The sequence below is a fragment of the Nissabacter sp. SGAir0207 genome, from assembly GCF_005491205.1.
Taxonomy (GTDB): domain Bacteria; phylum Pseudomonadota; class Gammaproteobacteria; order Enterobacterales; family Enterobacteriaceae; genus Chimaeribacter.
On sequence record NZ_CP028042.1, the window covers coordinates 18234 to 37502 of the forward strand.

The 19269-nt window shown below is 53.6% G+C and carries 24 protein-coding genes, 1 tRNA gene and 1 pseudogene; 5 read left to right on the forward strand and 21 right to left on the reverse strand.

The window, feature by feature from the left end:
* Positions 1 to 2: 2 nt before the first annotated feature.
* The 16 genes from C1N62_RS22990 to C1N62_RS23060 all read right to left on the reverse strand — a co-directional run bounded on the left by C1N62_RS22990 (position 3) and on the right by C1N62_RS23060 (position 7474).
* Positions 3 to 410, reverse strand: coding sequence for a type II toxin-antitoxin system HicB family antitoxin (locus C1N62_RS22990; protein WP_137766045.1), 408 nt, complete (start codon positions 408 to 410; stop codon positions 3 to 5).
* 51 nt (positions 411 to 461) lie between these two features.
* Positions 462 to 638, reverse strand: a complete 177-nt coding sequence (locus C1N62_RS22995; RefSeq protein ID WP_137766046.1) for a type II toxin-antitoxin system HicA family toxin — start codon at positions 636 to 638, stop codon at positions 462 to 464.
* A gap of 130 nt (positions 639 to 768) precedes the next feature.
* Positions 769 to 1059, reverse strand: coding sequence for a hypothetical protein (locus tag C1N62_RS23000; RefSeq protein ID WP_137766047.1), 291 nt, complete (start codon positions 1057 to 1059; stop codon positions 769 to 771).
* Positions 1060 to 1069: 10 nt separating this feature from the next.
* Positions 1070 to 1714 carry a hypothetical protein gene (locus C1N62_RS23005; RefSeq protein ID WP_137766048.1) on the reverse strand — a complete coding sequence of 215 codons (645 nt, stop codon included), beginning with the start codon at positions 1712 to 1714 and terminating at the stop codon, positions 1070 to 1072.
* 110 nt (positions 1715 to 1824) lie between these two features.
* Positions 1825 to 2172 carry a hypothetical protein gene (locus C1N62_RS23010; RefSeq protein WP_137766049.1) on the reverse strand — a complete coding sequence of 116 codons (348 nt, stop codon included), beginning with the start codon at positions 2170 to 2172 and terminating at the stop codon, positions 1825 to 1827.
* A 55-nt stretch (positions 2173 to 2227) separates the two neighbouring features.
* Positions 2228 to 2713 (reverse strand): hypothetical protein, encoded by a 486-nt coding sequence (locus tag C1N62_RS23015; RefSeq protein WP_137766050.1) that lies wholly within the window; start codon positions 2711 to 2713, stop codon positions 2228 to 2230.
* Between the two features lie 6 nt (positions 2714 to 2719).
* Positions 2720 to 3130, reverse strand: coding sequence for a hypothetical protein (locus tag C1N62_RS23020; RefSeq protein WP_137766051.1), 411 nt, complete (start codon positions 3128 to 3130; stop codon positions 2720 to 2722).
* A 15-nt stretch (positions 3131 to 3145) separates the two neighbouring features.
* Positions 3146 to 3682 carry a hypothetical protein gene (locus tag C1N62_RS23025; RefSeq protein WP_137766052.1) on the reverse strand — a complete coding sequence of 179 codons (537 nt, stop codon included), beginning with the start codon at positions 3680 to 3682 and terminating at the stop codon, positions 3146 to 3148.
* Positions 3679 to 4257: a hypothetical protein gene (locus C1N62_RS23030; RefSeq protein ID WP_137766053.1), complete on the reverse strand. Its 579-nt coding sequence runs from the start codon at positions 4255 to 4257 to the stop codon at positions 3679 to 3681. The genes C1N62_RS23025 and C1N62_RS23030 overlap by 4 nt, the downstream gene beginning before the upstream one ends.
* Positions 4254 to 4748 carry a lysozyme gene (locus C1N62_RS23035; RefSeq protein WP_137766054.1) on the reverse strand — a complete coding sequence of 165 codons (495 nt, stop codon included), beginning with the start codon at positions 4746 to 4748 and terminating at the stop codon, positions 4254 to 4256. The genes C1N62_RS23030 and C1N62_RS23035 overlap by 4 nt, the downstream gene beginning before the upstream one ends.
* A 2-nt stretch (positions 4749 to 4750) precedes the next feature.
* Entirely contained in the window at positions 4751 to 4963 is a 213-nt protein-coding gene (locus tag C1N62_RS23040) for a phage holin (RefSeq protein WP_137766055.1), read from the reverse strand.
* Between the two features lie 122 nt (positions 4964 to 5085).
* On the reverse strand, positions 5086 to 5244 hold the full coding sequence (locus C1N62_RS23285; RefSeq protein WP_240775878.1) for a DUF3927 family protein: 159 nt from the start codon (positions 5242 to 5244) through the stop codon (positions 5086 to 5088).
* Entirely contained in the window at positions 5241 to 5666 is a 426-nt protein-coding gene (locus C1N62_RS23045; protein WP_137766056.1) for a tellurite resistance TerB family protein, read from the reverse strand. The genes C1N62_RS23285 and C1N62_RS23045 overlap by 4 nt, the downstream gene beginning before the upstream one ends.
* A 58-nt stretch (positions 5667 to 5724) precedes the next feature.
* A tRNA-Asn gene (locus tag C1N62_RS23050) sits at positions 5725 to 5800 on the reverse strand.
* Positions 5801 to 5831: 31 nt separating this feature from the next.
* Positions 5832 to 6875 carry a site-specific DNA-methyltransferase gene (locus C1N62_RS23055; protein ID WP_137766057.1) on the reverse strand — a complete coding sequence of 348 codons (1044 nt, stop codon included), beginning with the start codon at positions 6873 to 6875 and terminating at the stop codon, positions 5832 to 5834.
* A 371-nt stretch (positions 6876 to 7246) separates the two neighbouring features.
* Positions 7247 to 7474 carry a hypothetical protein gene (locus C1N62_RS23060; RefSeq protein ID WP_137766058.1) on the reverse strand — a complete coding sequence of 76 codons (228 nt, stop codon included), beginning with the start codon at positions 7472 to 7474 and terminating at the stop codon, positions 7247 to 7249.
* Between the two features lie 172 nt (positions 7475 to 7646).
* Between C1N62_RS23060 and C1N62_RS23705 the strand changes: the two genes are divergently transcribed.
* On the forward strand, positions 7647 to 8228 hold the full coding sequence (locus C1N62_RS23705; protein WP_370465642.1) for a helix-turn-helix domain-containing protein: 582 nt from the start codon (positions 7647 to 7649) through the stop codon (positions 8226 to 8228).
* Positions 8229 to 8255: 27 nt separating this feature from the next.
* Here C1N62_RS23705 and C1N62_RS23070 read toward each other — a convergent pair whose 3' ends face one another.
* Together C1N62_RS23070 and C1N62_RS23075 are read right to left on the reverse strand one after the other, a co-directional pair.
* A complete protein-coding gene (locus C1N62_RS23070) occupies positions 8256 to 8492 on the reverse strand; it encodes a hypothetical protein (RefSeq protein WP_137766059.1) in 237 nt (78 codons plus the stop codon).
* 1312 nt (positions 8493 to 9804) lie between these two features.
* A complete protein-coding gene (locus C1N62_RS23075) occupies positions 9805 to 10641 on the reverse strand; it encodes a bacteriophage antitermination protein Q (RefSeq protein ID WP_137766060.1) in 837 nt (278 codons plus the stop codon).
* Positions 10642 to 10852: 211 nt separating this feature from the next.
* On the opposite strand from C1N62_RS23075, the pseudogene C1N62_RS23710 reads away from it, so the two are divergent.
* The 3 genes and pseudogenes from C1N62_RS23710 to C1N62_RS23290 form a co-directional block, all read left to right on the forward strand.
* Positions 10853 to 11047 (forward strand): annotated as a pseudogene (locus C1N62_RS23710) (helix-turn-helix domain-containing protein); the annotation flags it as partial.
* A 452-nt stretch (positions 11048 to 11499) separates the two neighbouring features.
* Positions 11500 to 11559, forward strand: a complete 60-nt coding sequence (locus tag C1N62_RS23715; protein ID WP_137766067.1) for a hypothetical protein — start codon at positions 11500 to 11502, stop codon at positions 11557 to 11559.
* 242 nt (positions 11560 to 11801) lie between these two features.
* Entirely contained in the window at positions 11802 to 15770 is a 3969-nt protein-coding gene (locus C1N62_RS23290) for a plasmid replication protein, CyRepA1 family (RefSeq protein ID WP_168195947.1), read from the forward strand.
* 258 nt (positions 15771 to 16028) lie between these two features.
* On the opposite strand, the gene C1N62_RS23295 is transcribed toward C1N62_RS23290, so the two are convergent.
* Positions 16029 to 16169, reverse strand: coding sequence for a hypothetical protein (locus C1N62_RS23295; RefSeq protein ID WP_168195948.1), 141 nt, complete (start codon positions 16167 to 16169; stop codon positions 16029 to 16031).
* A gap of 812 nt (positions 16170 to 16981) precedes the next feature.
* Positions 16982 to 17119: a hypothetical protein gene (locus C1N62_RS23300; protein WP_168195949.1), complete on the reverse strand. Its 138-nt coding sequence runs from the start codon at positions 17117 to 17119 to the stop codon at positions 16982 to 16984.
* 957 nt (positions 17120 to 18076) lie between these two features.
* Between C1N62_RS23300 and C1N62_RS23095 the strand changes: the two genes are divergently transcribed.
* A complete protein-coding gene (locus C1N62_RS23095) occupies positions 18077 to 18451 on the forward strand; it encodes a S24 family peptidase (protein WP_137766062.1) in 375 nt (124 codons plus the stop codon).
* 174 nt (positions 18452 to 18625) lie between these two features.
* Here C1N62_RS23095 and C1N62_RS23100 read toward each other — a convergent pair whose 3' ends face one another.
* Positions 18626 to 18904: a helix-turn-helix domain-containing protein gene (locus tag C1N62_RS23100; protein ID WP_137766063.1), complete on the reverse strand. Its 279-nt coding sequence runs from the start codon at positions 18902 to 18904 to the stop codon at positions 18626 to 18628.
* Positions 18905 to 19269 lie beyond the last annotated feature (365 nt).

Here is a 19269-nt window from a genome sequence, read left to right on the forward strand (position 1 = left end):
GTTCAGTGGGCGGCAAGCACAAGCTTCCTGCCCATCGCGGACAGGGCAGACTGGATAGTGTCTATTTTGGTGGTATGCCTTAAATCAAAGATCCGGCTTACCTCCTGCTTTTTAATGCCCATGCGGGCGGCCAGCTCGACGCGGGTCAGGCGGGACGCCTTGAAGGTGTTCAGCATCAGCACCTTCGCGGCAACACTGGCCGGCACCTCTACATAATCCCCGGTGACGTCGCCGGGCGCCGGGATCGCTTCGTCGTCTTCAAAATAAAACTCGAAAGCGGTGACCAGCGCATCACGGGCCATTTCTAACGCCTCGTCGCGGGTGTGGCCCTGTGTCAGGGCTTCCGGGATATCCGGGAATGACACAATGTAGACGCCGTTATCTTTCTCTAAGGTTACTGGGTATCGCATATCATTAAGGTGAAACTGTTCGGGAAACCAGCCCCGGAGGGCTGGTTGTTTTCATTTAAGGCCAAGCTGTTTCAAAATCGATTTTCTTAGCCTTTCATTTAACTCAGAGCCGGGATGCCGTGGCATTACGCTTCGTTTCCCGTTGTATCGCAGTTTCCAGTGGTTCGTACCGTCTGTAACTTCGACTCCCTGAGACTCAAGCCACTGCTTGAATTCCCTTTGTTTCACCTTACCTCCTGTCTTGTTGAACATGTGACTATAGTAAACAATAATGCTTACCAAGTCAACATTTTTGCTTACTTTATTTCACTGGAGAGAGAGGCGAACCCGTATAAAAGACCGGGCGATTTGAGCATTGCTAAGAGGCTTGCCCGGTGTGTTTGTGTGTTGAGACCACGGTCTCAATCAGGGGCGCGATAGACCGGCTGGGACCGCGGTCCCACATCGGGCTGTTAACACTATCGACCCGCAAGCCATCATCGAGATAAAGCGCCCGAATGCGGATCTCATGGCTGTATGTGCCGCCGGCGCGCTTTATTGCCGCCGCACAATCCAGAATGGTGCGATTACGGGTAATGGCGGCGGCGGCCGTGCCTTCACGCAGATCGGCAGGGCTGAATTCCTCCAGTGGAGGCAGTGTTACGTGCATGGTCTCACCCCTATCGTGCACTGGCTAACGCAGAGGACAGCGCGCGGGTTAGTTCTGACTGCATCAGGCCAGCGGCCATCTGCTCGGCCCGATCCATATACCCCAGCACCGGCTGAACCGGCAGGGCATCACCAAACCGGATCAGCAACTTCGGCGGGCGCGTCTTGGTGGCGGGGCGGCGGGTGCCGTTCGTTGACCGCTTGCGGCGCTTGGCGCCCTTACGGGTGCCCTTTGCCTTTTTGCGCTGCCAGACCCCGTTAACGCCGTCAATCTCACCGATGAACACATCCGGCTTGGCCTGAAGTTGCGCCATTTTGTTGCGCGTCAGGTTGCCGTACTTGTTCAGCTTGATGTTCTTGGGGTTCAGCAGGGCCTGGCTGTTCAACTTATGCATACCGCCAAACTCGAAAGGCTCAAGATAGCTGGCGGCAATGTCGCGAACGAACACGCGGGCCGTCAGGCTATCGCGACGCGCGCCCTGCGATCCGACTGAATTCACCGTGAACGGCGTGGGGTTCTCCAGCTGGCGCTCGAGCGCGACCTTTTCAGCAGCCTGAATTTTGCGGGCCACACCGGTCAGCGCCTGCGCGGTAGCAAACGGCACCTGCTTCTGTAGGCGGTGGAGTTGGGCCGATAGCTCTTTCATTCCGGCCATATCATTGGCTCCTGTGGGACCGCGGTCCCAGTGGCGAACGTCTAAACATGGGACCACGGTCCCAATCTGCAAGAAGCACTAAAAAGCGCCCCGCAAGGCGCTTTATGGTGTCACTTAATCAGATCCACGGTCTGGCCATTGGCATTCATGATGAAGGCGCGGTCACCCGGATAGAGGAACTGGTAAAGCGTGCCCGGCTGGGAAGAAATGCTCTCGTCAAAAATTTCCGAGATGATCACGGCGTGGGCCGGGTAGCGCTGGCCGAAACGAGCGATCGCGACGCTGCCGCCCAGCTCCTCATCGGTTTCGGGGAAATGCTGGAACGTATCCAGATCACCGTCCTCGCCTGCAACGTCGAGGGCATCCAGCAAGGCGTCAGAGCCTTCACGTCCAATGCGAACGGCGGCCGCGTGTGTCAACAGCGTGTTGCCGTCGATAATGGTTTTGATGGTGAACATGCTTTTCTCTTTCAGGCACAAAAAACCCGCCGGCGCGGGCGGGTGGGTCAGGTCATCACGCAAGGTCTTTGGCAAACGCAACCGCGCTATCCCAGATGTGTTCTACTTCATGGCCGGCATGAGCCAGCACCCCCTTGAGTTCTGCCACCACTGCGTTGAGGCGCGCTTCCACCGGGTCAGGGTCAACCACGTCATCATTGGCAGCATCTTCTGCGGCATAGGCAATAGGCCCGGCAAGCACCACTGCAGCAGATGCGGAGGCGGCAACAGTATCAGCAACAGCAACGGTGCCAGCGGATGCGCCAGCCCCAGCAGGAACGACAGCGCCAGAATCAGCGGTGGTAGCATCAGCGGCATCGTCGGAAACGGCGGTTGCGGCAACATCAACGGCGGTTGCATGAGCGTGGCTTCCATCAGTAACGGCGGTGATTGCAGGGGTTGGGGTTGCTGCGGTGGCGGCAGCGGATGCGGTAGTCTCAGACACATTGGTCTCCTTGCTGTGTGTAAAAAGGGCATAAAGCCACTTCAAAAAATGGGGCATGTCCGGTCACCAGCTGCTGTCATAGCTGCTGCCACTGTCATGGCTGCTGTAGCTGTCATGGTTGCTGTGGCTCGTGCCGCCACTGCTGTGGCTGGTGGCATGGGTGTCACTCCCGCTATTTAGGCTGGCGAGGCTGGTGGCCAGCCCGTCATCCGCATGGCGGTAATGCTGACCATCGTCAGTTCCCCAGCGAGTTGCTGGCGTTGATGGCGCCGGGTGGGCTTGTGCTCGCGGGGTAGCACTGGCCTCCCCTTGTCGTGCAAGCCGACGTAATTTTGCACGCTGGTAGGCATCATCCGCTGCCTGCGCTCTCAGTAGCTGAATAACAAAGTTCGCGAGGCGGCGGCGGGCTTCTAAGCGTTGCTCCTCGCGGCGATCCTCACGCCGCTGGCGGAGGCGGCGGAACAGGCTGAACATGGGGAAACCTCCTGATTACCGGCGGCTGCGAAAGCTGCTGCGGCTGGATGAAAACGATGAGCGGGCACCGCTTTTAAATGCTGAGGTGCGATAGCTGCTGGTTTTGCTGGTGGTCGTACTGGAACGGTTGGTGAACCAGCTGCGCTTCTGGGGTTGTGCTGCCGGTGCGGCTTTGGGTGCCGGGGCCGAGGCCGGGGCGGCATGGTAATTGTTCACCACGTGGGTGGTGGTGTTGCTGTGGTTGGCATACCCGCCGCCGCCGCCACTGTTTGTCAGCATGTGGCCCAGCATCATTCCGGTTAGCAGATCGCCGGTTCCGCCGTGGTCATGAACCACAGCCGGCTGCTGCACAATGATCGGGGCGGGGGCCGCGGCAACCACTGGGGCCGCTTGGGCAACAGGCGGCGGGGCAACCGGCTGGTATGCCTCCACGCTCTGGGTCAACTGTTGCGGCGTGGGAGGGACGGCCAGCGCCTGTGGTTGGGGGTCATCGCAGCCAGCCAGGCTAAAGCCCAGCCCCAGCGCGACGATCAGCAGAGAAAGCTTTTTCACGGGGAGGGTTCCTGTGATTGACTGGTGGTTGATGCACTGGACGCGGTACGCCGGGCGTCTTCCTCCCGGATACCTGCCAGCTGGTCATTGGCTTTGTCGATGGTGGAAAGCAGGGGGTCAATCCACAACACCGCCTGACAGTAAGTCAGGGCGCTGGTGGCAGCGGGGTCAGCACGGGAGCGGTCAGCGTCGGCGACAGCACCGGACACTGCGCCGGCACGTAGACGGTGCGCGTAGTCGAGCAACCGGTCAGACACAGCAGCAGGAACAAGCTGGCCACAGACCGGCACGGTCTCTTTTTTAAGGATGGTGCGATATTCAATGGTGTGCTCCTCGCTGGTGCGGTTCACGCGGGCGGCGTACTGCTGGGAGGCGGCCGCCACCCGGTTGAACACCTGAAACAGCAATGCCTGCTGGGCCATTGCCGCCGACTGCTGCTTGCTGTCGTCAAGCAGCTGCGCCACCTGCTGCGCCTGCTGTTTTGCTTTCCCCTGTAAGTGAAGGAACAGCAGGCCCAGCACACAGGTTGCCAGCAACAGCGCGCCGCACAGGCCGCGCATCAGGGTGTTTGTCATTGGATCTCCATCATGCAGACGTCCTGCTCTATCTCGCGGCGGTTCATCAGCCCTTGCCACTTCTTGCCGCCGGCATATACCCAGCGGCGCAGTTGCCGGCAGGCCCCTGGCGTGTCACCACGGTTTAGGTAGCGCAACAGCGTGGAGGTTTTGACGTTGGCGGTGCCCACGTTATAGGCAAACGAGTACAGGGCGGCGCGGGTGGTGTCAGGGATGGGGCGCGTGATGTAAGGGTCAAGCTGGGCGGCAACGTGTCCTAGATCCTTATCCAGTAGGCGGCGGCATTCCTGCTCGGTGTACGTCTTGCCCGGCAGGATGTCGCGGCCGGTATGCCCGTAGCAGACGGTCAGGACGCCGATCACATCGCGGTAAGGGGTTGGCTCATACCCTTCCAGCCCGTCGCCGCCGGCCAGCATGGCCGAGGCAATGGCCAACGCGCCGGCACCCAGCCCGGCCGCGATGCGCATTTTCATTTTGGCGGGAACAGGCATACCTAATCCTCGCTTTCGCGCCGGACGTAGTTGTGTTTGCGATCCCAGACTTTGAAGGCAATGGAAGCGGCAAAGGTCAGCGCCGAGAACATCAGGGTGCCCAGTACGCCGACAGCGGTCCACTGGTCAGGCGTCAGCTCATTGAGCAGACGATATAACCAGAAGCCACTGCCACAACCCTGCGCGGCAATACAGCTGGCAGTAAATTTATCCATGTTGGCTCTCTTCCCACGGTTTTCCGTGCGGTGGGTAGGATTGGGACCGTGGTCCCAACCGGAAAGATGTGTGGTCACACAACACAAAGGGCGCTCGCAAGCGCCCTTGAGGTTGTGAAGAATTAGCGGGGCCGCCGCTGGTAAAAGCGGGTCAGCATCACGACAACCAGTGCCACCAGAAGGCCGTCCGTCACAAAAGAAAACAGGCGGTTGGTGAAGTCGGCAATCACCGAAAGCAGCAGCAGGCCAGCGAAGGCCACCCAGTAGAGGCGACCAATCACAGATACTGATCCAGCGGCAACTGCAGCGCCTGCGCTACTTTCTTCAACGCCATTTCCACGTCTGGTGTAATGCCATCCTGATCGGCAATGTCCAGACACAGGCACAGCACGTCCACGGCATCGCTGGTGCCGGCAATGTCGCTCAGCTCGCGCAGCGCGGTGGCCGTGGCGTTACGCGGCGCGGATTCATAGCGAGAACGGATATTGCTGCTCAGCTGGGCAATTTCACCGGCGAACGGAGCAAACGCGGGCAGCGCGCTGATGGTCTTCTCCAGCACGGCGACCTCTTTCGGATCGCAATGACCATCTGCGTAGGCAACGAGATAAGCGCCCCACACGGTCGCCTCTACGGCGTCGCGGTTTTCCATCTTTTTCACTTCCGCGACAACTTTTCGCGTTTTCTTCTTGAACAGGCCAAACATGCGATTTCCTTCTGATACTGCAACGGGTGGGCTGAGACCGCGGTCTCAACCTAGAAAGTGGCGGACGGTGTGGGATTCGAACCCACTGCCTCACGGTTAACAGCCGTTCGCACATCCTCATGTGCTTACCGTCCAGAGATAATTGGGACCGTGGTCCCAGGCCGGTCAGAGACTGGCGATGGCGGCCGCCGTACTGTCAAAAGTGGCTTGCTCCAGCTCCACACCCAGCGCGCGGCGGCCCAGCTTGAGTGCGGCCTTGACCGTTGCGCCCGATCCCATAAAGAAATCTGCCACCACGTCACCGGGGCGGCTGCTCACGCTGATGATGTGCTCCATCATGTCAGCCGGTTTTTCACAGGGATGTTTGCCGGCATAGCGGCGCACAGGGGCAAAGGTCCAGACGTCAGTAAACGGCACCAGCTTGGTCACGCTGAATGTGCGACGCTCATGCTCATATTCGACGCGGCTGGTGGCATACTGCGCTTTCAGCTGCTCATAGTCCTGTGACAGCGCGTCATAGTCGGCGGTAAGATTACCGGCCGCGCCCTGCGCCTGCGCCTTGCGGGCAAACAGGGCCTGCAGCGCCTGGTACTGCTCACGTTTAGGCAGCTGCCACTGCGATTCGCTGAACCAGTGCGAACACATCTGGGTGCCCGTCGCCTGATTGATTTCCGAGGCTTTCACGCCCAGGGCATCGCGGGCCTGAATGAAGTAGTCGATCAGGGGCCGGAACGTGGCCCGGCGGGCAGCCTCACAACGGGCGGCGTAGCCCGTGCTGGCCGGATCCTTACTGGTTCCGCCGTAGTGCTCGGCAAAGATGATGCGCTCCGTGGCCGGGAAGAACTTCCGGAACCGGTCTTTCTTGTGCTTGCCCCAGGAGCCGGATGGCTTGGCCCACACAATGTGGTTCAACACGTTGAGCCGGGTGCGCACCAGGATCTCAGTGTCCGCGGCCAACGTATTGCCACAGAACAGATACAGGCTGCCAGTCGGCTTGAGGACGCGCCAGAACTCGGCAATCATCTCATCCAGCCAGGCAAGAAAAGCGGTTTCGCTCTCCCACTGGTTATCCCAGGCGGCCTTTTTGATGCCGAAATAAGGCGGGTCAGTGGCGATCAGATCCACGCTGTTATCAGGCAGCGTTTTGATAAAGCACAACGCATCGGCATGCACCAGATGCACCGCGCCCATAGGGTCGAGGTGAGTCATAACGTCAGGGGCTTTTTACGAAACAGCGGGATGGAGGCGGGGAAAGGGGGCCGACTCCGTGGCAATGAGGCGCCTGTCAGGGTGAATGACAGGCGAAAAAAAACCGCCTTTCGGCGGCTTTTTGTTTTCAGGGTGTAGATAACCCAGCTTGGGAAAATACTACCCTTTTTATACATTTTTTGTCAATGCCCTTTTTTAAAGGGTCTGCCGACTGCTTTGCGAACAACCCTAACCGAATAACTCAAGGCATCGGCATGAACTAGATAGCCGCGGGTATACTGGAATTGAGCAAGCTCTTGCATATACCTGAGCACATCTTCCACGCTGGAAGCGTGATCCAGAAAACTAACCGGCTTGTGATGCGCCGCCATTCAGTGATCAGCAGGCTGATAACATCTGGCTGTTTCGACCAATTCCCGCTCGGCCACCTGCAGTGCGCCCTGGATGCGTCTCAAGCTGGAAGCAAATAGCATCCCCTCCGCGGTGCCGTCTAATGTGCATTGTAGGCCCATCGACCAGATGCCCATATTCACCGTTGAAACCTGTGTACGAATATGTTCAATCCAGTCTCGCACGTGAGAATCGGTGATCTTGTTCATAAGTAGTTCTCCTGTCATTTTTGCCATCATTTTCAACAAGTGGCGGCTCGTTGAGGTCATAATATAGCGTCGCGAGCCATGTAGCGTAAAGGCTAAACTTAGCTTTTTTGTTAACTATAGTTTTTTTGTTAATAGTGGCCAAGATATAGTGATGGTCAAGGTAAGGAACCATATGCAGATAATGATAAATCAGCATGTTACAGCAGAATTATTGTCGCTAACGGATGTGATTAGGGGTCAAGCTAGTCATGTAATTGAATGGCTGGTGCAATCTGAAGAAGCAACTGGATACCGGCCACGGCATCTTGAAGCCGGTTTGTTTGGGCATGAACTGGGCAAGGGAACGGGCATCATTTACTGTTACCCCGACGCCCACACGCTGCAGCTGCTGTACGCCGGTCCAAATGCAGTAAATAAAGATCAGAATGTGATGACACAGGTACGCCAGCGCTCAACAGGAGAAGAGATGAAGCCGGTAACCATGCAAGAGCTTAACGAATGTCTACTGAATACTAATGCAGCACGGGAAGCGTATGATCAGGCGGGCCGAGAACTAGCGATGCTGACAACACTGACAGCCATACGGGAAAGAGCCGGTCTTAGCAAAGCAGAGCTGGCACGGCGCCTGGGAATTGCACTTAGTTCACTATTGAGGATGGAAAAAAACCCGCTTGGCATCAGTATGAAAACGTTGCACCGATATGCAACAGCGTGCGGGGTAGAGGTGAAAATAGAGGTGGTGGGCAAAGTTTAAACGATTGGGACCGCGGTCCCAATGCCATCAACAGCCCCGATCTGCATGATTGAGGCATTTGGTGATAAGGTCTTGGAGGTCTCTCGCCATGAAGTCACCCATAAAGGCTTGTACGTCATCATTTATCATGATGCCTTCCAGGGCCTTAAACTCATCTTGTTTGTGGCTCACTTTCGTGAGCAAGCCGCCCAACTCAAGGGCCAGCTGGCGGGCGAAGGGTTTGGATGCGGTCTCGTTATTCATCGTTAAAATCCGTTGTTCCATGATGCGTCTTGCTATATTGCCCAGCTGGGCAAGGCCGCTTCCCTTTCGGTCTTGGCCTTTTAAAGAATTAAATAAATGAAGATTTCAGACTAGTCTTACGTGCCAATACATTATCTGAACTTCACAATCGCGTCTACACAATGCATGAATTAATTTTTACAAACGTCAGTGTTTCGTAGGATCACGGTCAAATTGGCGAAAATGTGACTCACTAACATTACATAACATCCAATATGTAATCTTGAGGATATCAGGCGACAGTTCCATATGAGGTGGCTCTAGGGACTCATGCACTCATGCACAAAGTCACAGAAGTGTTTATGTGACTTTGTGCATGTAGGTATTTGCTCACTTCTGCAAAATTGTTTGCGATATTTCCTATTAGAAATAGCAACGTCAAGAAGTGCATATGCAATAGTACAGGCATAAAGAAAAGTCAGCGGATAAATTAGAGCGACATATAACATCTGCCCATGACTCTCAACCGATTTTATGTGACGGATGTTAACGCAATGTACGGACTAGGGAAGCTAGAATGAGGATGCCGTACCGGGCGGCCCCTCGCCTTGTATGATTGGCTTCTAGGTAGACACTCAGTCACAGGGAACAAACCAGCTTACTCAAGCCCTCAAGCCCTCAAGCCCTCAAGCCCTCAAGCCCTCAAGCCCTCAAGCCCTCAAGCCCTCAAACCCTCAAACCCTTAAGCCCTCAAACCCTTAAGCCCTCATGTTCTAATCAGGTTATGAGGGCAATGAATTATTTGATGCTATTGCATGATCATAACGACTGTTATTTGCAAGCCGATAATAGTCGTTTTTTATAAGTGCAGCGCAAAGCCAGTTCAAATAAATAAATAAATAAATAAATAAATAAATAAATAAATAAATAAATAATCTCAGTTTTGAGACTTAAAGCCCATAAAAATTTAAAATCTTCATCTGAACCAGTAAAGCTCTCACTGCCTATTTTGATAAAGAGATGACCTAGGACTTTTGGTTTTTAATACGAGAATTATTAATGCTGCGCATGAGTGGTGTAGTGTAATTTCCACATGATGTGATTTTTTCTAGTTTTTGATAGTCGGCGCTTCTCCTGACTGGGATGAAGTCCGCACCTTGTAATTTTAGAAGATACTCAGCTGTGTAATCACAATCATATAAATGGTGAGCATGGCGCCCAGCCTGGACACTAATTTCTTCAATCATTAACATGGTCTTTTATGTTGTCTCGTTATTCAATGGTATAGTTTTATCAATCCTTGGGATTTTGCTGGCGGAATAACTTATCCCGCCATAGTTGCTCGATATGGAAATCACCTGGGTGATTCATGCCGCACCATTCGGCTACAGCACTTTGTTTGTTGCTCGATGGGTAAGTGTGTATCTTGCAGGCAGGGCAATACAGAACAAACTCCCGGCGCGCGGCGCTGTACCCCCATGTGGGAAGGGTGGCGTGATGGTGCATTACCTGCCTGCACAAGCATGCGGGCAAGGCGCCGCTGTTTGTGCTCCTGCTGCTGCTGGCGAGCTGCATAGCCAATAACCTCATTATCCAGTTCAAGACATACCGCAATCAGGAGCGCCCAGCGCGGCGCATAGTTCAAGTGCCAGTTTTGTGGAGTGATCCCCATCATGCGGCTTAATTCGGCGGCACTGTATTCTTTCGGGCTACCATTGATCTGGCTTTCTGCAACTTGCACAGCCAGCCAGGCTAATGACTGAATGCGTGCCAGCGTTTTCGCGGCCATCTTTTTCTGCCCCGTTAAAGCATCACGCACTAGGAAGCGATCCCAGACTTCTTTCAAAATCACTACCTGTTTATCAAACTTCAAATCGCCGCCGTAGCAGTATGAAGCCCAAGCGCCATGCAGTTCGGAGAGTTTGCCCACCGACAGTCGCCATATGCTGCTTTTGAAATCCGTTTCAGAAATCAGCACCTTGTTCTGTTGAAATTTTTTACCGAGTCGATAACGCACAGGCTCGGCATCAATCTGTACTGGACTGCTTGCCGTCCCCACGTTGCGAGTCAGCTTGTCAATGAAGCGATCCCCGCCGGCCATGTCAGCCATAATGGCCACCTGGTTTTTTTGCGCCATGCGCGCATCACCAAGGGCTACACGTAGCTGATCCCGAACATATTCTATTAGCATTCGTGTGCATCTCCTTTCGTGATGTTGTTGGCCAACGACGGCCAGGGTCCCTGAAATGTTGAAGCAAGTAACAGCAGGTCGTTGTTTTCGTAGGCAGTATGGTAAATACACTTACCATCTTTGTAAAGCACGCTTTCCTTGGGATCAAAATTTCCGCATTTTGTGCTGATTGCGTATAGCTGATGTCGACTTTCAGAGTTATCATTTCGATATGAAACGAGGAACTTGGCTGCAAGCTCGCCGCGAAGAGCTAAAAAACACTAATCCAGATAACTCTGGAGCCTTCACGCTCCGGGGCGTGGCTCAACGTCTGGGCGTTACTCACGCTGCCTTGAGCCACTTAGAAAAAACAGACGCCATGCCATCCTTGGAAATGGGCGTTAACCTTGCTGATTACTATGGAAAGACACCACGTTGGGTTTTGACAGGGAAGGACACCTTTGTGGAGACAGGTATCCCAATTGTTGGCACCACTAAAACGGGGCCAGGGCTGGAATTCATCAGGAACGGCCTAAAAAAGCGCAAAATCTACGAATTTATTGATATGCCAGCGGCTGAGGATCGCAAATTATATGCATTGTGCATTGAAGATGATTGCGCGTCAGCGGCATATAGGCAGGGAGATTACCTTATTCTGGATGCGGCTAGTCAGGTAAAGCAAGGCGAGGATCATTTAGTAGTTTTCCGCAAAGATGATGATCAGGATCGCTTTGCGGTTTCTCGCGACGATGATACATTTGTATCTATATTGACCATGATTACGGAAAAAGACGGAAAAATTACTTTTGCATCAGTAACTAAGCTTCACGGGCGCAGTATTGTAAAAACAAGTGAAATCCTGCATATGCATCCCGTTTTTTGTGTTGCAAAAGCTTCAGCAGTCAAAAGCAGTGGATAACACACTTACCAAATTTGTAAAGTAACTCTAGCGTCGTTATCATGTGCAGATGGTGACGGCGTTATGCCTGACCAAATTTTAAAAAAATGGCGAATCTTTGAGCTGATTCCCGCGTTCCGGGCGAAAAAAAACCCGGGTTGCAGACCGGGTTTTTTCTCAAGATTTTTTGTGGGCTTTCGCTACAAAAAGACACTACTAACAAGAGTCATTGTAGCGAAGTCCTGCCCCTATGCGCAAGTTTTATGCGCGATGGATTAGGTCTATGATGACAATAAAGGATTTTTACCAACGGGAGTTTTATGCTGACCCGTTCCAGCTGGTGCGCGCCGCCGGCAATGAGCTGTATAGCCTCGCACAGGAGGCCGGCATTGACTGGGGCGACTGTGTGGGTGCGCTGGAGTTGGGCGCGGATCGCAAGTTTGGCCAATACAACGGCAAGCCACCGACCACGCTAAAAGGCACCCCCTATGGCCGGGCAGATTTCTATTCTAAATTACGCGTTGTCGCCGGCTTAACCGTTCCCTACATCAACTTTATCCGCAAGGCCAAGCCCGTGGGCAATTGGTGCGGGTATGCGTTCCTCCAGAAAGAGTATGAAGCCTACCTGGCGCTCAATGGGACCACGGTCTCATATTCTGCCGAAGAGATGCAGCGCCGTGCCCGGCTGCAGGCCGAGCATCAAGCCCGCGAAGCGGAGCACGCACGTAAAGAGGCGTTAAAACGCCGGATCCATAACCAGGACAATCACCAGCGACTGGTCACACACCTGGCGTTCGAGCAGGCATTTTACGCGGCCCCAAAAGAGGATGGCACGTTCCCCTACGCTGTAAAAAAAGCCATCAGCGATGTGTTTGCCCACTGCGACGTTCGACGCATGGTGCACCTGAGCCGGGGCTATACCCGCTCACAGCCCATGATGGCCATCCCACTGGCCCACCTGGATGGCCGCTACAACAACAAAATTGTCAGCTGGCAGCGCATTACAGCTGACGGCAAGTTTCAAACCCGCGCGGTAGAAGGGCTGGAATATAAAGGTGCCTGCCACGTTATCGGCAACCTTCAAAATGCCAAGCGGGCCTGTGTGGTGGAAGGGTTTGCAACTGGCGCATCGGTCTGGTTGTCCGGGAAGTTTGATGCCGTCATCGTCGCCGTGTCGGCCAACAACATGTTGCCAGTGGTCGCGCAGCTGGTTCACGTCCATGAGGCGGTAAAGATCTGGTGCGCACTGGATAACGATGCCGGCAGTGCCCAAAAGGGTAAGGGTAATGCCGGCCTGCTGGCCGGGCTGGAAATCATGCGCCGTTATCCCGGCGTTGTCTGCACCCACCCCATTTTTTCTGATGCCGAAGTGTCTGCTGATTTGAGCGACTTCAACGATCTTCATGTGGCTCACGGCCTGAAAGAGGTGGCGCGCCAGATTTCCAGCCGAGAAAACCGCTTCAAGCCCGCTAGCGAGCTGGACGGCCAGCTGACACAGCTGGCGCTCATGCCGCGTAATCCGGGCAATCACTCTGACACCAAAAAATTCATGAAGCAGCTGATGCACTGCGTGGACGTCGGCATGAAATCCTGCCCGGTCGTCTATTCGCCCAGCGAACTGTATACCCTGATCTCAGAGCGCGTGATCGCAATGAAGGCGGGCCGGGACGGGCTGCCGAACGTGAAAAGCAGCATCAAACGCCAGTTCAATGCGAAAAGCCGCAAGGCACAGGCATTCCGCTCCTTTAGCTCTCGCATCACCGATGATGCCGAGCGCCCTGATCACATCACCTATAAATATTTCGGGCAGTCGCATGCGATTACGCCGGAAGTGCTGGCCTATATTCGCCAACTCCAAGGGCCTGTCATTGTCCGGGCCGGCATGGGAAGCGGCAAATCCAAACACCTGCTGCGCCCCATGATGCATGCCGCTAACCGTGGGGTATCGGTGGCGCACCGCGTCAGCCTGATCGGTGGGCTGTGGGATATGATGACCCGTGATGAGGATAAAAACCGCATCGTCACGGATATTCTGCACTATCAGGATGAGGGCTACCGTGAGCAGGCTCCTTATGCCAGCAAGCTGACCATCTGCATCAACTCCATTGTGAAGGGCTGCTGGCAGCCGCTGATGAAAAACCACGAATTTTTTGGGCTGGATGAGGCCACGCAGGGGCTGCGGGCGATCCTGTCTGGCCGGGCGATGGAAAACCCGACGGCGGTGTTTAACCAGCTGATTGATGCCATCGCGCGTACCGAAGATAACGCGGTGCTGGTCGATGCCGATGCCAGCGATATTCTGATCGACCTGTGTGAGCTGGCGCTGGTACGCCGGGAGAAACTGGGGATGCGTGGGTGGACGCAGATCCACGTGGTCGAATTGCCGGTCGATGTGTCCTATCGCACCACGCCAGACGCCGAGCCACAAAAACGCCGGGTGCTCTATACCGATAAAGATCGCGTTTACACCGAGGTGCTGAAAGCCGCGGCGGTCGGTGAAAAATTTCTGCTGGCCACGGACTCGACCATGTTTGCCGAGCAGGTGATGATTAAGCTGCGTGAGCAATGGCCCGAAAAAAAATGGCTGTACGTCTCCCAGGACACCAAGCAGGAACAGGACGCGACGGACTTCACTGATGCCCCGGATGACCAGGCGCAGCTTTACGACGGGCTGATTTATAGCCCAGCCATTTCCTCTGGCGTTTCCATTGAGACCAAGCATTTCACCCGCCATTTCGGCATGTTCTGCGGGCAGATCGTCCCGTCTGACGCCATCCAGATGTTGCGCCGGGATCGCACAGCCACCGAGTTCATGATCGGCCTGGCACAGCTGCCAGGGTATCGTGAAGAAAATGCCGACAACATTCATCGCGGCATTGCCCAGGCGATGGTGGAAACGGCGGTGACCAACAATGAAGTGACCGATGTGCGCATCGATGGCGACACGCTGTGCCTGGGGCTGGCTGACACGCCGTTCGCGCGCATGAAATTCAAGGTATTGGCAAAAGAGGCGATGGCCCGTAACGAGTTCTCCAATAACCTGATCTGCATTCTGTTTGCCGATGGCTATGACGTCGAGCACCTGGCCGCCGATGAAGAGGCCAGTGCGGCGGGTAAAGAGATCCGCAAGGAGGCAAAGGAGCAACATTGGGACCTGACGGTGGCGCGCCACCTGGCAGCGGAAACGCCGGATCAGCAGCTGCGTGACGAGCTGTTGCAAAAGCGCTCTCTGTCAGCGGATGAATCCGCCCAGCTGATCCGCTGGGACATCGAGCATGAGCTGAAGCAAGAGGTGTCCGAAGAGTCGTTGAAGTTCATCAGGGACGGCGGCAAGAAAAAGCTGGCACTGGCAGAGCTGATGCGCATGGATGACATCACGGCCGCAAAAATCGACCGGGAGCAGGCGCTGATTAACTTCACCTACCAGTTCAAGCGCGATCACCGCATGGAGTTTGTTAACGTGCTGGCCATCAGCCAGGAGCAGGCCAATGCCCAGTTTGCCCGACTCCAGCCAGGCGTGACGGCCGAGAACGTGACCACCACCCCGCTGACCGAAGCCAGCCAGCGCGCCTATGCCTCATTACATCGTAAGGCTCTACGCCAGTATTTCGAGACCTGTGGGATTAACCCGGATACAGGCGAGGGTGAAACCACCCAAGAAGCGCTGCAAACTGCAATGGATGAGCTGATTGCGCCGGAGCGGCTGGACATGTTCAACAACGTGCTGCGCTTTGGTGGCCACGTCTCCCCGAAAGCAAAACCTAAGCAACCTTCCTCGTTTTTCAAGCAGATCTGTGAGGCTGTAGGCTTAGAGGCCAGCAAACGCCGCCAGCGCATCGCTGGGGCGTGTAAGTGGGTGTGGTCTATCACACCTACCTCCTATGCTTTTGTGGACGCTGTATTGGCGCTGAGGGCGCAGGATGGGCAGACGTTCTTTGCACTGAAACAGGCGCAGACCGTGAAGCCTGAGTCTGATCCAGCTTTTATTGATTATATAGATACAGATCTAAAAGCTGGATCAGCTGAAACCCCAGTCCTGACAGGGGCAGATGCGTTGCAGGACGCGGTGCGTGATACGCCTGTGCCGTTTGCATGGGTGCGCGATGTGCTGACGCGCGTGGAGCTAGAGCAGCTGGCCAGCATGCCGTTAAAAGCCGTTCGGGCGACGCTGGCCGGTATTTACCTGCTGGAGAACATGGGCCTGTTGGCCACCGGGGACTACGAGGCCCTCAAGCAGCTGCAGGCTGGCTAGCAGGACCAATACCTGATCCAGCTTTTATTGGTTATATAGATACAGATCTAAAAGCTGGATCACGTTTGAAATGTTTGGATACGAGAACCTGGCCAGAAGGCGATCTAGCTTTTTCAAACAATATATATGGTGTCTAAAAATTTGGATCACACCGTTAAACCTAGGGGGTAGACCTCATGATGATGTTTTGATGCAGTTTTAGGACGTGCAGGACGTGCTTAAAAGCACAAACCGGCCCAGAGGGCCGGCTGAGGGGGATTACTTGCTATTACCGTTGACGATAATTACTTGGATGAAGTGGTCTGCATGTACAGCAATGCTCGGCAGATCTCCAGCCCAAGGTTTTAGCGCCACCGCTAACAGGACAACCACGGCAGTAATTGCTCGATAATTAACCATTTTTCGGCTCCTCTAAGGAAGCCGCGTCAGCTACGCCGGTGGGTGTAAGCTCACTGAACGACAAGGCATAACACAAACAACCAGTCTCGCGGCGGGTTTAAGAAAGCAACCACTTCAAAACCCACCCCGCATTCCCCTATGCAGCAGCGTTGCCCCATGTTTTTGTGGCAGATATATGCAACGGTTTGCCCTGCAGTAGGGCGTTATCCATGGGAAAGAGAAACGTAGTTTTTCTAATCCATGGGCATTGACGGTTTTAACCTCCAGTACTGGGGGAAAAAATCATCTGATGGTTTTACGCTCCGACACGGGCGTAGAATCATCTTCATCTGCTTGTTGCACATATAGACACTAAAACGGCCCGTCGCTATCACTGGCTCATAAATGTTACAGAGGAATAATACGGCAATTTAAGCGGGTTAGGAAGAGACTGGCTGACGAAAATGCAAGCAATTATGGACAGGTTGAACGTTTGGAAATAGATCTGTGAGGCTGTCGGCTTAGAGGCCAGCAAACGCCGCCAGCGCATCGTTGGGGCATGTAAGTGGGCGTGGTCTATCACACCTACCTCCTATGCTTTTGTGGACGCTGTATTGGCTCTGAAGGCGCAGGATGGGCAGACGTTCTTTGCACTGAAACAGGCGTAGGCCGTGAAGTCTGAGTCTGATCCAGCTTTTATTGATTATATAGATATAGCTCTAAAAGCTGGATCACCCTACTGGGGACTTCACGACGACATGTTGATGCAGGTTTAGGGCGAGTGAACTAGAGCCTGAAAGGAACAAACCGGCCTTTTGGGCCGGTTCGAGGGATCACTTGCTACTACCGTGGACGACAATCACTTGGATGAAGTGGTCTGCGTGAACAAAAATGTTTGGCAGATCTCCACCCCAGGTCTTGAGCGCCAGCGTTAGCAGGATAACGGCGCCAATCTTTTGCCAGTTAACCATTTTTCGGCTCCTCTGAGGAAGCCGCGTCAGCTACGCCGGTGGGTGTTAACTCACTGAACGACAAGGCATAACACAAACAGCCAGTCTCGCGGCAGGTTAAAGAAGCAACTGTCTCTAAACCCACCCCGCATTCCCCAATGCAGCAACAAATTGCACCGTTTTGTCTCGAATTATGTACATAGCGCGCCCCCCGCTATGGGGGTTAATACCAATGTGAAAGATAAAATCCTTCAACATGGTGGGTTGCATAGAACTTAAACAATCAAGCCTACCTTAGTAGTTTATCGATTTACAAAAATTCCAACACTTTTAGTTACTTAATGAAATCATTACGCGCACATCTTCGGACTAAAACAGCCTGCCACTACTACTGACTGATGCATGTCACTGGTCAATTATACGGCGATTCAAGAGGCATAGGAAGATGAGGATTGACGATTTTGCAAACAATCTGTGACAGTCACAACTCTCAAAAATAGGCACTTTTATTGACGGATGAGGGCTGATGAATGAGAATGAAGCTACACAAACAGCCAGTCTCATGGCTTTGTTCGAACCCGTTCCCCACGGGTAGAGCACAGACTAACCGCCTTCCCCAGGCGGTTTTTTTGTTTACGGCTTTCAAAGTCATGCCTTAGTCCTGTTCTCATTGCAGGGGCTGGTAAGGCCCGTAAGCTTAGCCAGAAGTTATTGTGGGGCATCGCCTCAATAGTGACGTCGTTCATTGAATTTCCAATGCATAGCACTATCAAGAATTTCATGGCGTCCCAAAAAATATTTTTGAGATCATCCACAAGTGCTGTTCTTTGTAAAAGAGCTGCAACGATAAGCACGCTGGAAAATTATCCGGCCAGTTTTTTTAAGGTTCTGGCAGCCGTTTCTCTTTCTGGCTATTCCCTTTATTTTCCACCTCCCGTTATACTGTATAAATAAACAGTAAAATTGGAGTGGAAATTTATGGCGTTCCCATCCCCAGCGCGTGATTTTGTAGCGGCCCCGCTTTCGATTGACAGCCTGTGTAATATCTATTCCCCGACGGTTTATCTTTTTAGGGCAACGCATTCATCACGCTTGGAGGCAATTAAACATGGCGCGGTTCTGGTGATTGACCGGGCGTTAACTCCGCGCGATGGCAGCATAATTGCCGCTGCTCTAAATGGTGAGTTTCAGATCGTTAGATACCGCACTATTCCGCGTGTTCATTTGGAAAAGCTGGATCACCCTGAACAGCGGTTGGCGCTGACGGATGAGGAGATAGCCGATAATGGTGCCGGGATCTGCTTTGGCGTGGTGACGCACATTCTCAATGAGACGGCACCTCTTGAGCAGTAAATTGCTGATGCTGATGTGAGGAGCATGGCCGGTTATGTGTCAAGGTCGGTATAGAGCGGCGTGGCATTACCGGTATTGCACGCCGGCGGGCGCGAATAGGATTTTTAGCGTTAATGACTGGGACCGCGGTCCCAGTCATTAGAAGATCCTGGGACCGTGGTCCCATCGCTACCCTTAAAAATAGAGGGTGGCTTCCTTTACCCCGCATGCGCGGGCATAACGTGCCAGGGTATCAATTTTCGCTGTTTCAATATTTTTTTCCATGCGGGAAATCGTATTGGCAGCGATCCCCATACGCTCTGCAACTTGCGCACTGGTCAGCCCAGCTTGGCCGCGCCATTTAGCGAGGAGCGCTTGCAGGCGCTCTTTACGTTCTTCTGCCTCGTAGGCGGCGCGAAAGCCTTCACGCTGCATAAGCTCGGCTTTCACCTCTTCAAGTTTTTTGCCCTTCATCTTTCATATCCCTCAACCTTTGCCATGCCAGTTCAATTCCAGTTAGCAATTAATTTAAATTTATCTAATTTAATCAATTACATAAGTGATGTTTACTCAGTTAGGCAGAATTAGAAATTCACCATAAAGGACACAATAGACGTTCACTGGTATTGCTTTTTTCTAGTATAAAAAACCGCCTCAATGGCGGCTTTCTATTTTTTTGATTAAATTTCAATCATCTATATTTTTGACTGTCATGGCGTTAGGACGGGTTTTGCCATCGGCATCTATTCCACCAGAAACTGTCAATACCCAGAACTGGCGCGCGACCCCACCATCTTGAATGGTTAACACATCATCAACCATAGGTAGAGCATCAAACT

What these genes read in the sequence shown, in the direction of transcription:
- C1N62_RS22990 (WP_137766045.1), bottom strand. Translation starts at nt 410, where the DNA reads ATGCGATACCCAGTAACCTTAGAGAAAGATAACGGCGTCTACATTGTG.
- C1N62_RS23000 (WP_137766047.1), bottom strand. Translation starts at nt 1,059, where the DNA reads ATGCACGTAACACTGCCTCCACTGGAGGAATTCAGCCCTGCCGATCTG.
- C1N62_RS23005 (WP_137766048.1), bottom strand. Translation starts at nt 1,714, where the DNA reads ATGGCCGGAATGAAAGAGCTATCGGCCCAACTCCACCGCCTACAGAAG.
- C1N62_RS23010 (WP_137766049.1), bottom strand. Translation starts at nt 2,172, where the DNA reads ATGTTCACCATCAAAACCATTATCGACGGCAACACGCTGTTGACACAC.
- C1N62_RS23015 (WP_137766050.1), bottom strand. Translation starts at nt 2,713, where the DNA reads ATGCCCCATTTTTTGAAGTGGCTTTATGCCCTTTTTACACACAGCAAG.
- C1N62_RS23020 (WP_137766051.1), bottom strand. Translation starts at nt 3,130, where the DNA reads ATGTTCAGCCTGTTCCGCCGCCTCCGCCAGCGGCGTGAGGATCGCCGC.
- C1N62_RS23030 (WP_137766053.1), bottom strand. Translation starts at nt 4,257, where the DNA reads ATGACAAACACCCTGATGCGCGGCCTGTGCGGCGCGCTGTTGCTGGCA.
- C1N62_RS23035 (WP_137766054.1), bottom strand. Translation starts at nt 4,748, where the DNA reads ATGCCTGTTCCCGCCAAAATGAAAATGCGCATCGCGGCCGGGCTGGGT.
- C1N62_RS23040 (WP_137766055.1), bottom strand. Translation starts at nt 4,963, where the DNA reads ATGGATAAATTTACTGCCAGCTGTATTGCCGCGCAGGGTTGTGGCAGT.
- C1N62_RS23045 (WP_137766056.1), bottom strand. Translation starts at nt 5,666, where the DNA reads ATGTTTGGCCTGTTCAAGAAGAAAACGCGAAAAGTTGTCGCGGAAGTG.
- C1N62_RS23055 (WP_137766057.1), bottom strand. Translation starts at nt 6,875, where the DNA reads ATGACTCACCTCGACCCTATGGGCGCGGTGCATCTGGTGCATGCCGAT.
- C1N62_RS23060 (WP_137766058.1), bottom strand. Translation starts at nt 7,474, where the DNA reads ATGAACAAGATCACCGATTCTCACGTGCGAGACTGGATTGAACATATT.
- C1N62_RS23705 (WP_370465642.1), top strand. Translation starts at nt 7,647, where the DNA reads ATGCAGATAATGATAAATCAGCATGTTACAGCAGAATTATTGTCGCTA.
- C1N62_RS23070 (WP_137766059.1), bottom strand. Translation starts at nt 8,492, where the DNA reads ATGGAACAACGGATTTTAACGATGAATAACGAGACCGCATCCAAACCC.
- C1N62_RS23075 (WP_137766060.1), bottom strand. Translation starts at nt 10,641, where the DNA reads ATGCTAATAGAATATGTTCGGGATCAGCTACGTGTAGCCCTTGGTGAT.
- C1N62_RS23290 (WP_168195947.1), top strand. Translation starts at nt 11,802, where the DNA reads ATGATGACAATAAAGGATTTTTACCAACGGGAGTTTTATGCTGACCCG.
- C1N62_RS23295 (WP_168195948.1), bottom strand. Translation starts at nt 16,169, where the DNA reads ATGGTTAATTATCGAGCAATTACTGCCGTGGTTGTCCTGTTAGCGGTG.
- C1N62_RS23300 (WP_168195949.1), bottom strand. Translation starts at nt 17,119, where the DNA reads ATGGTTAACTGGCAAAAGATTGGCGCCGTTATCCTGCTAACGCTGGCG.
- C1N62_RS23095 (WP_137766062.1), top strand. Translation starts at nt 18,077, where the DNA reads ATGGCGTTCCCATCCCCAGCGCGTGATTTTGTAGCGGCCCCGCTTTCG.
- C1N62_RS23100 (WP_137766063.1), bottom strand. Translation starts at nt 18,904, where the DNA reads ATGAAGGGCAAAAAACTTGAAGAGGTGAAAGCCGAGCTTATGCAGCGT.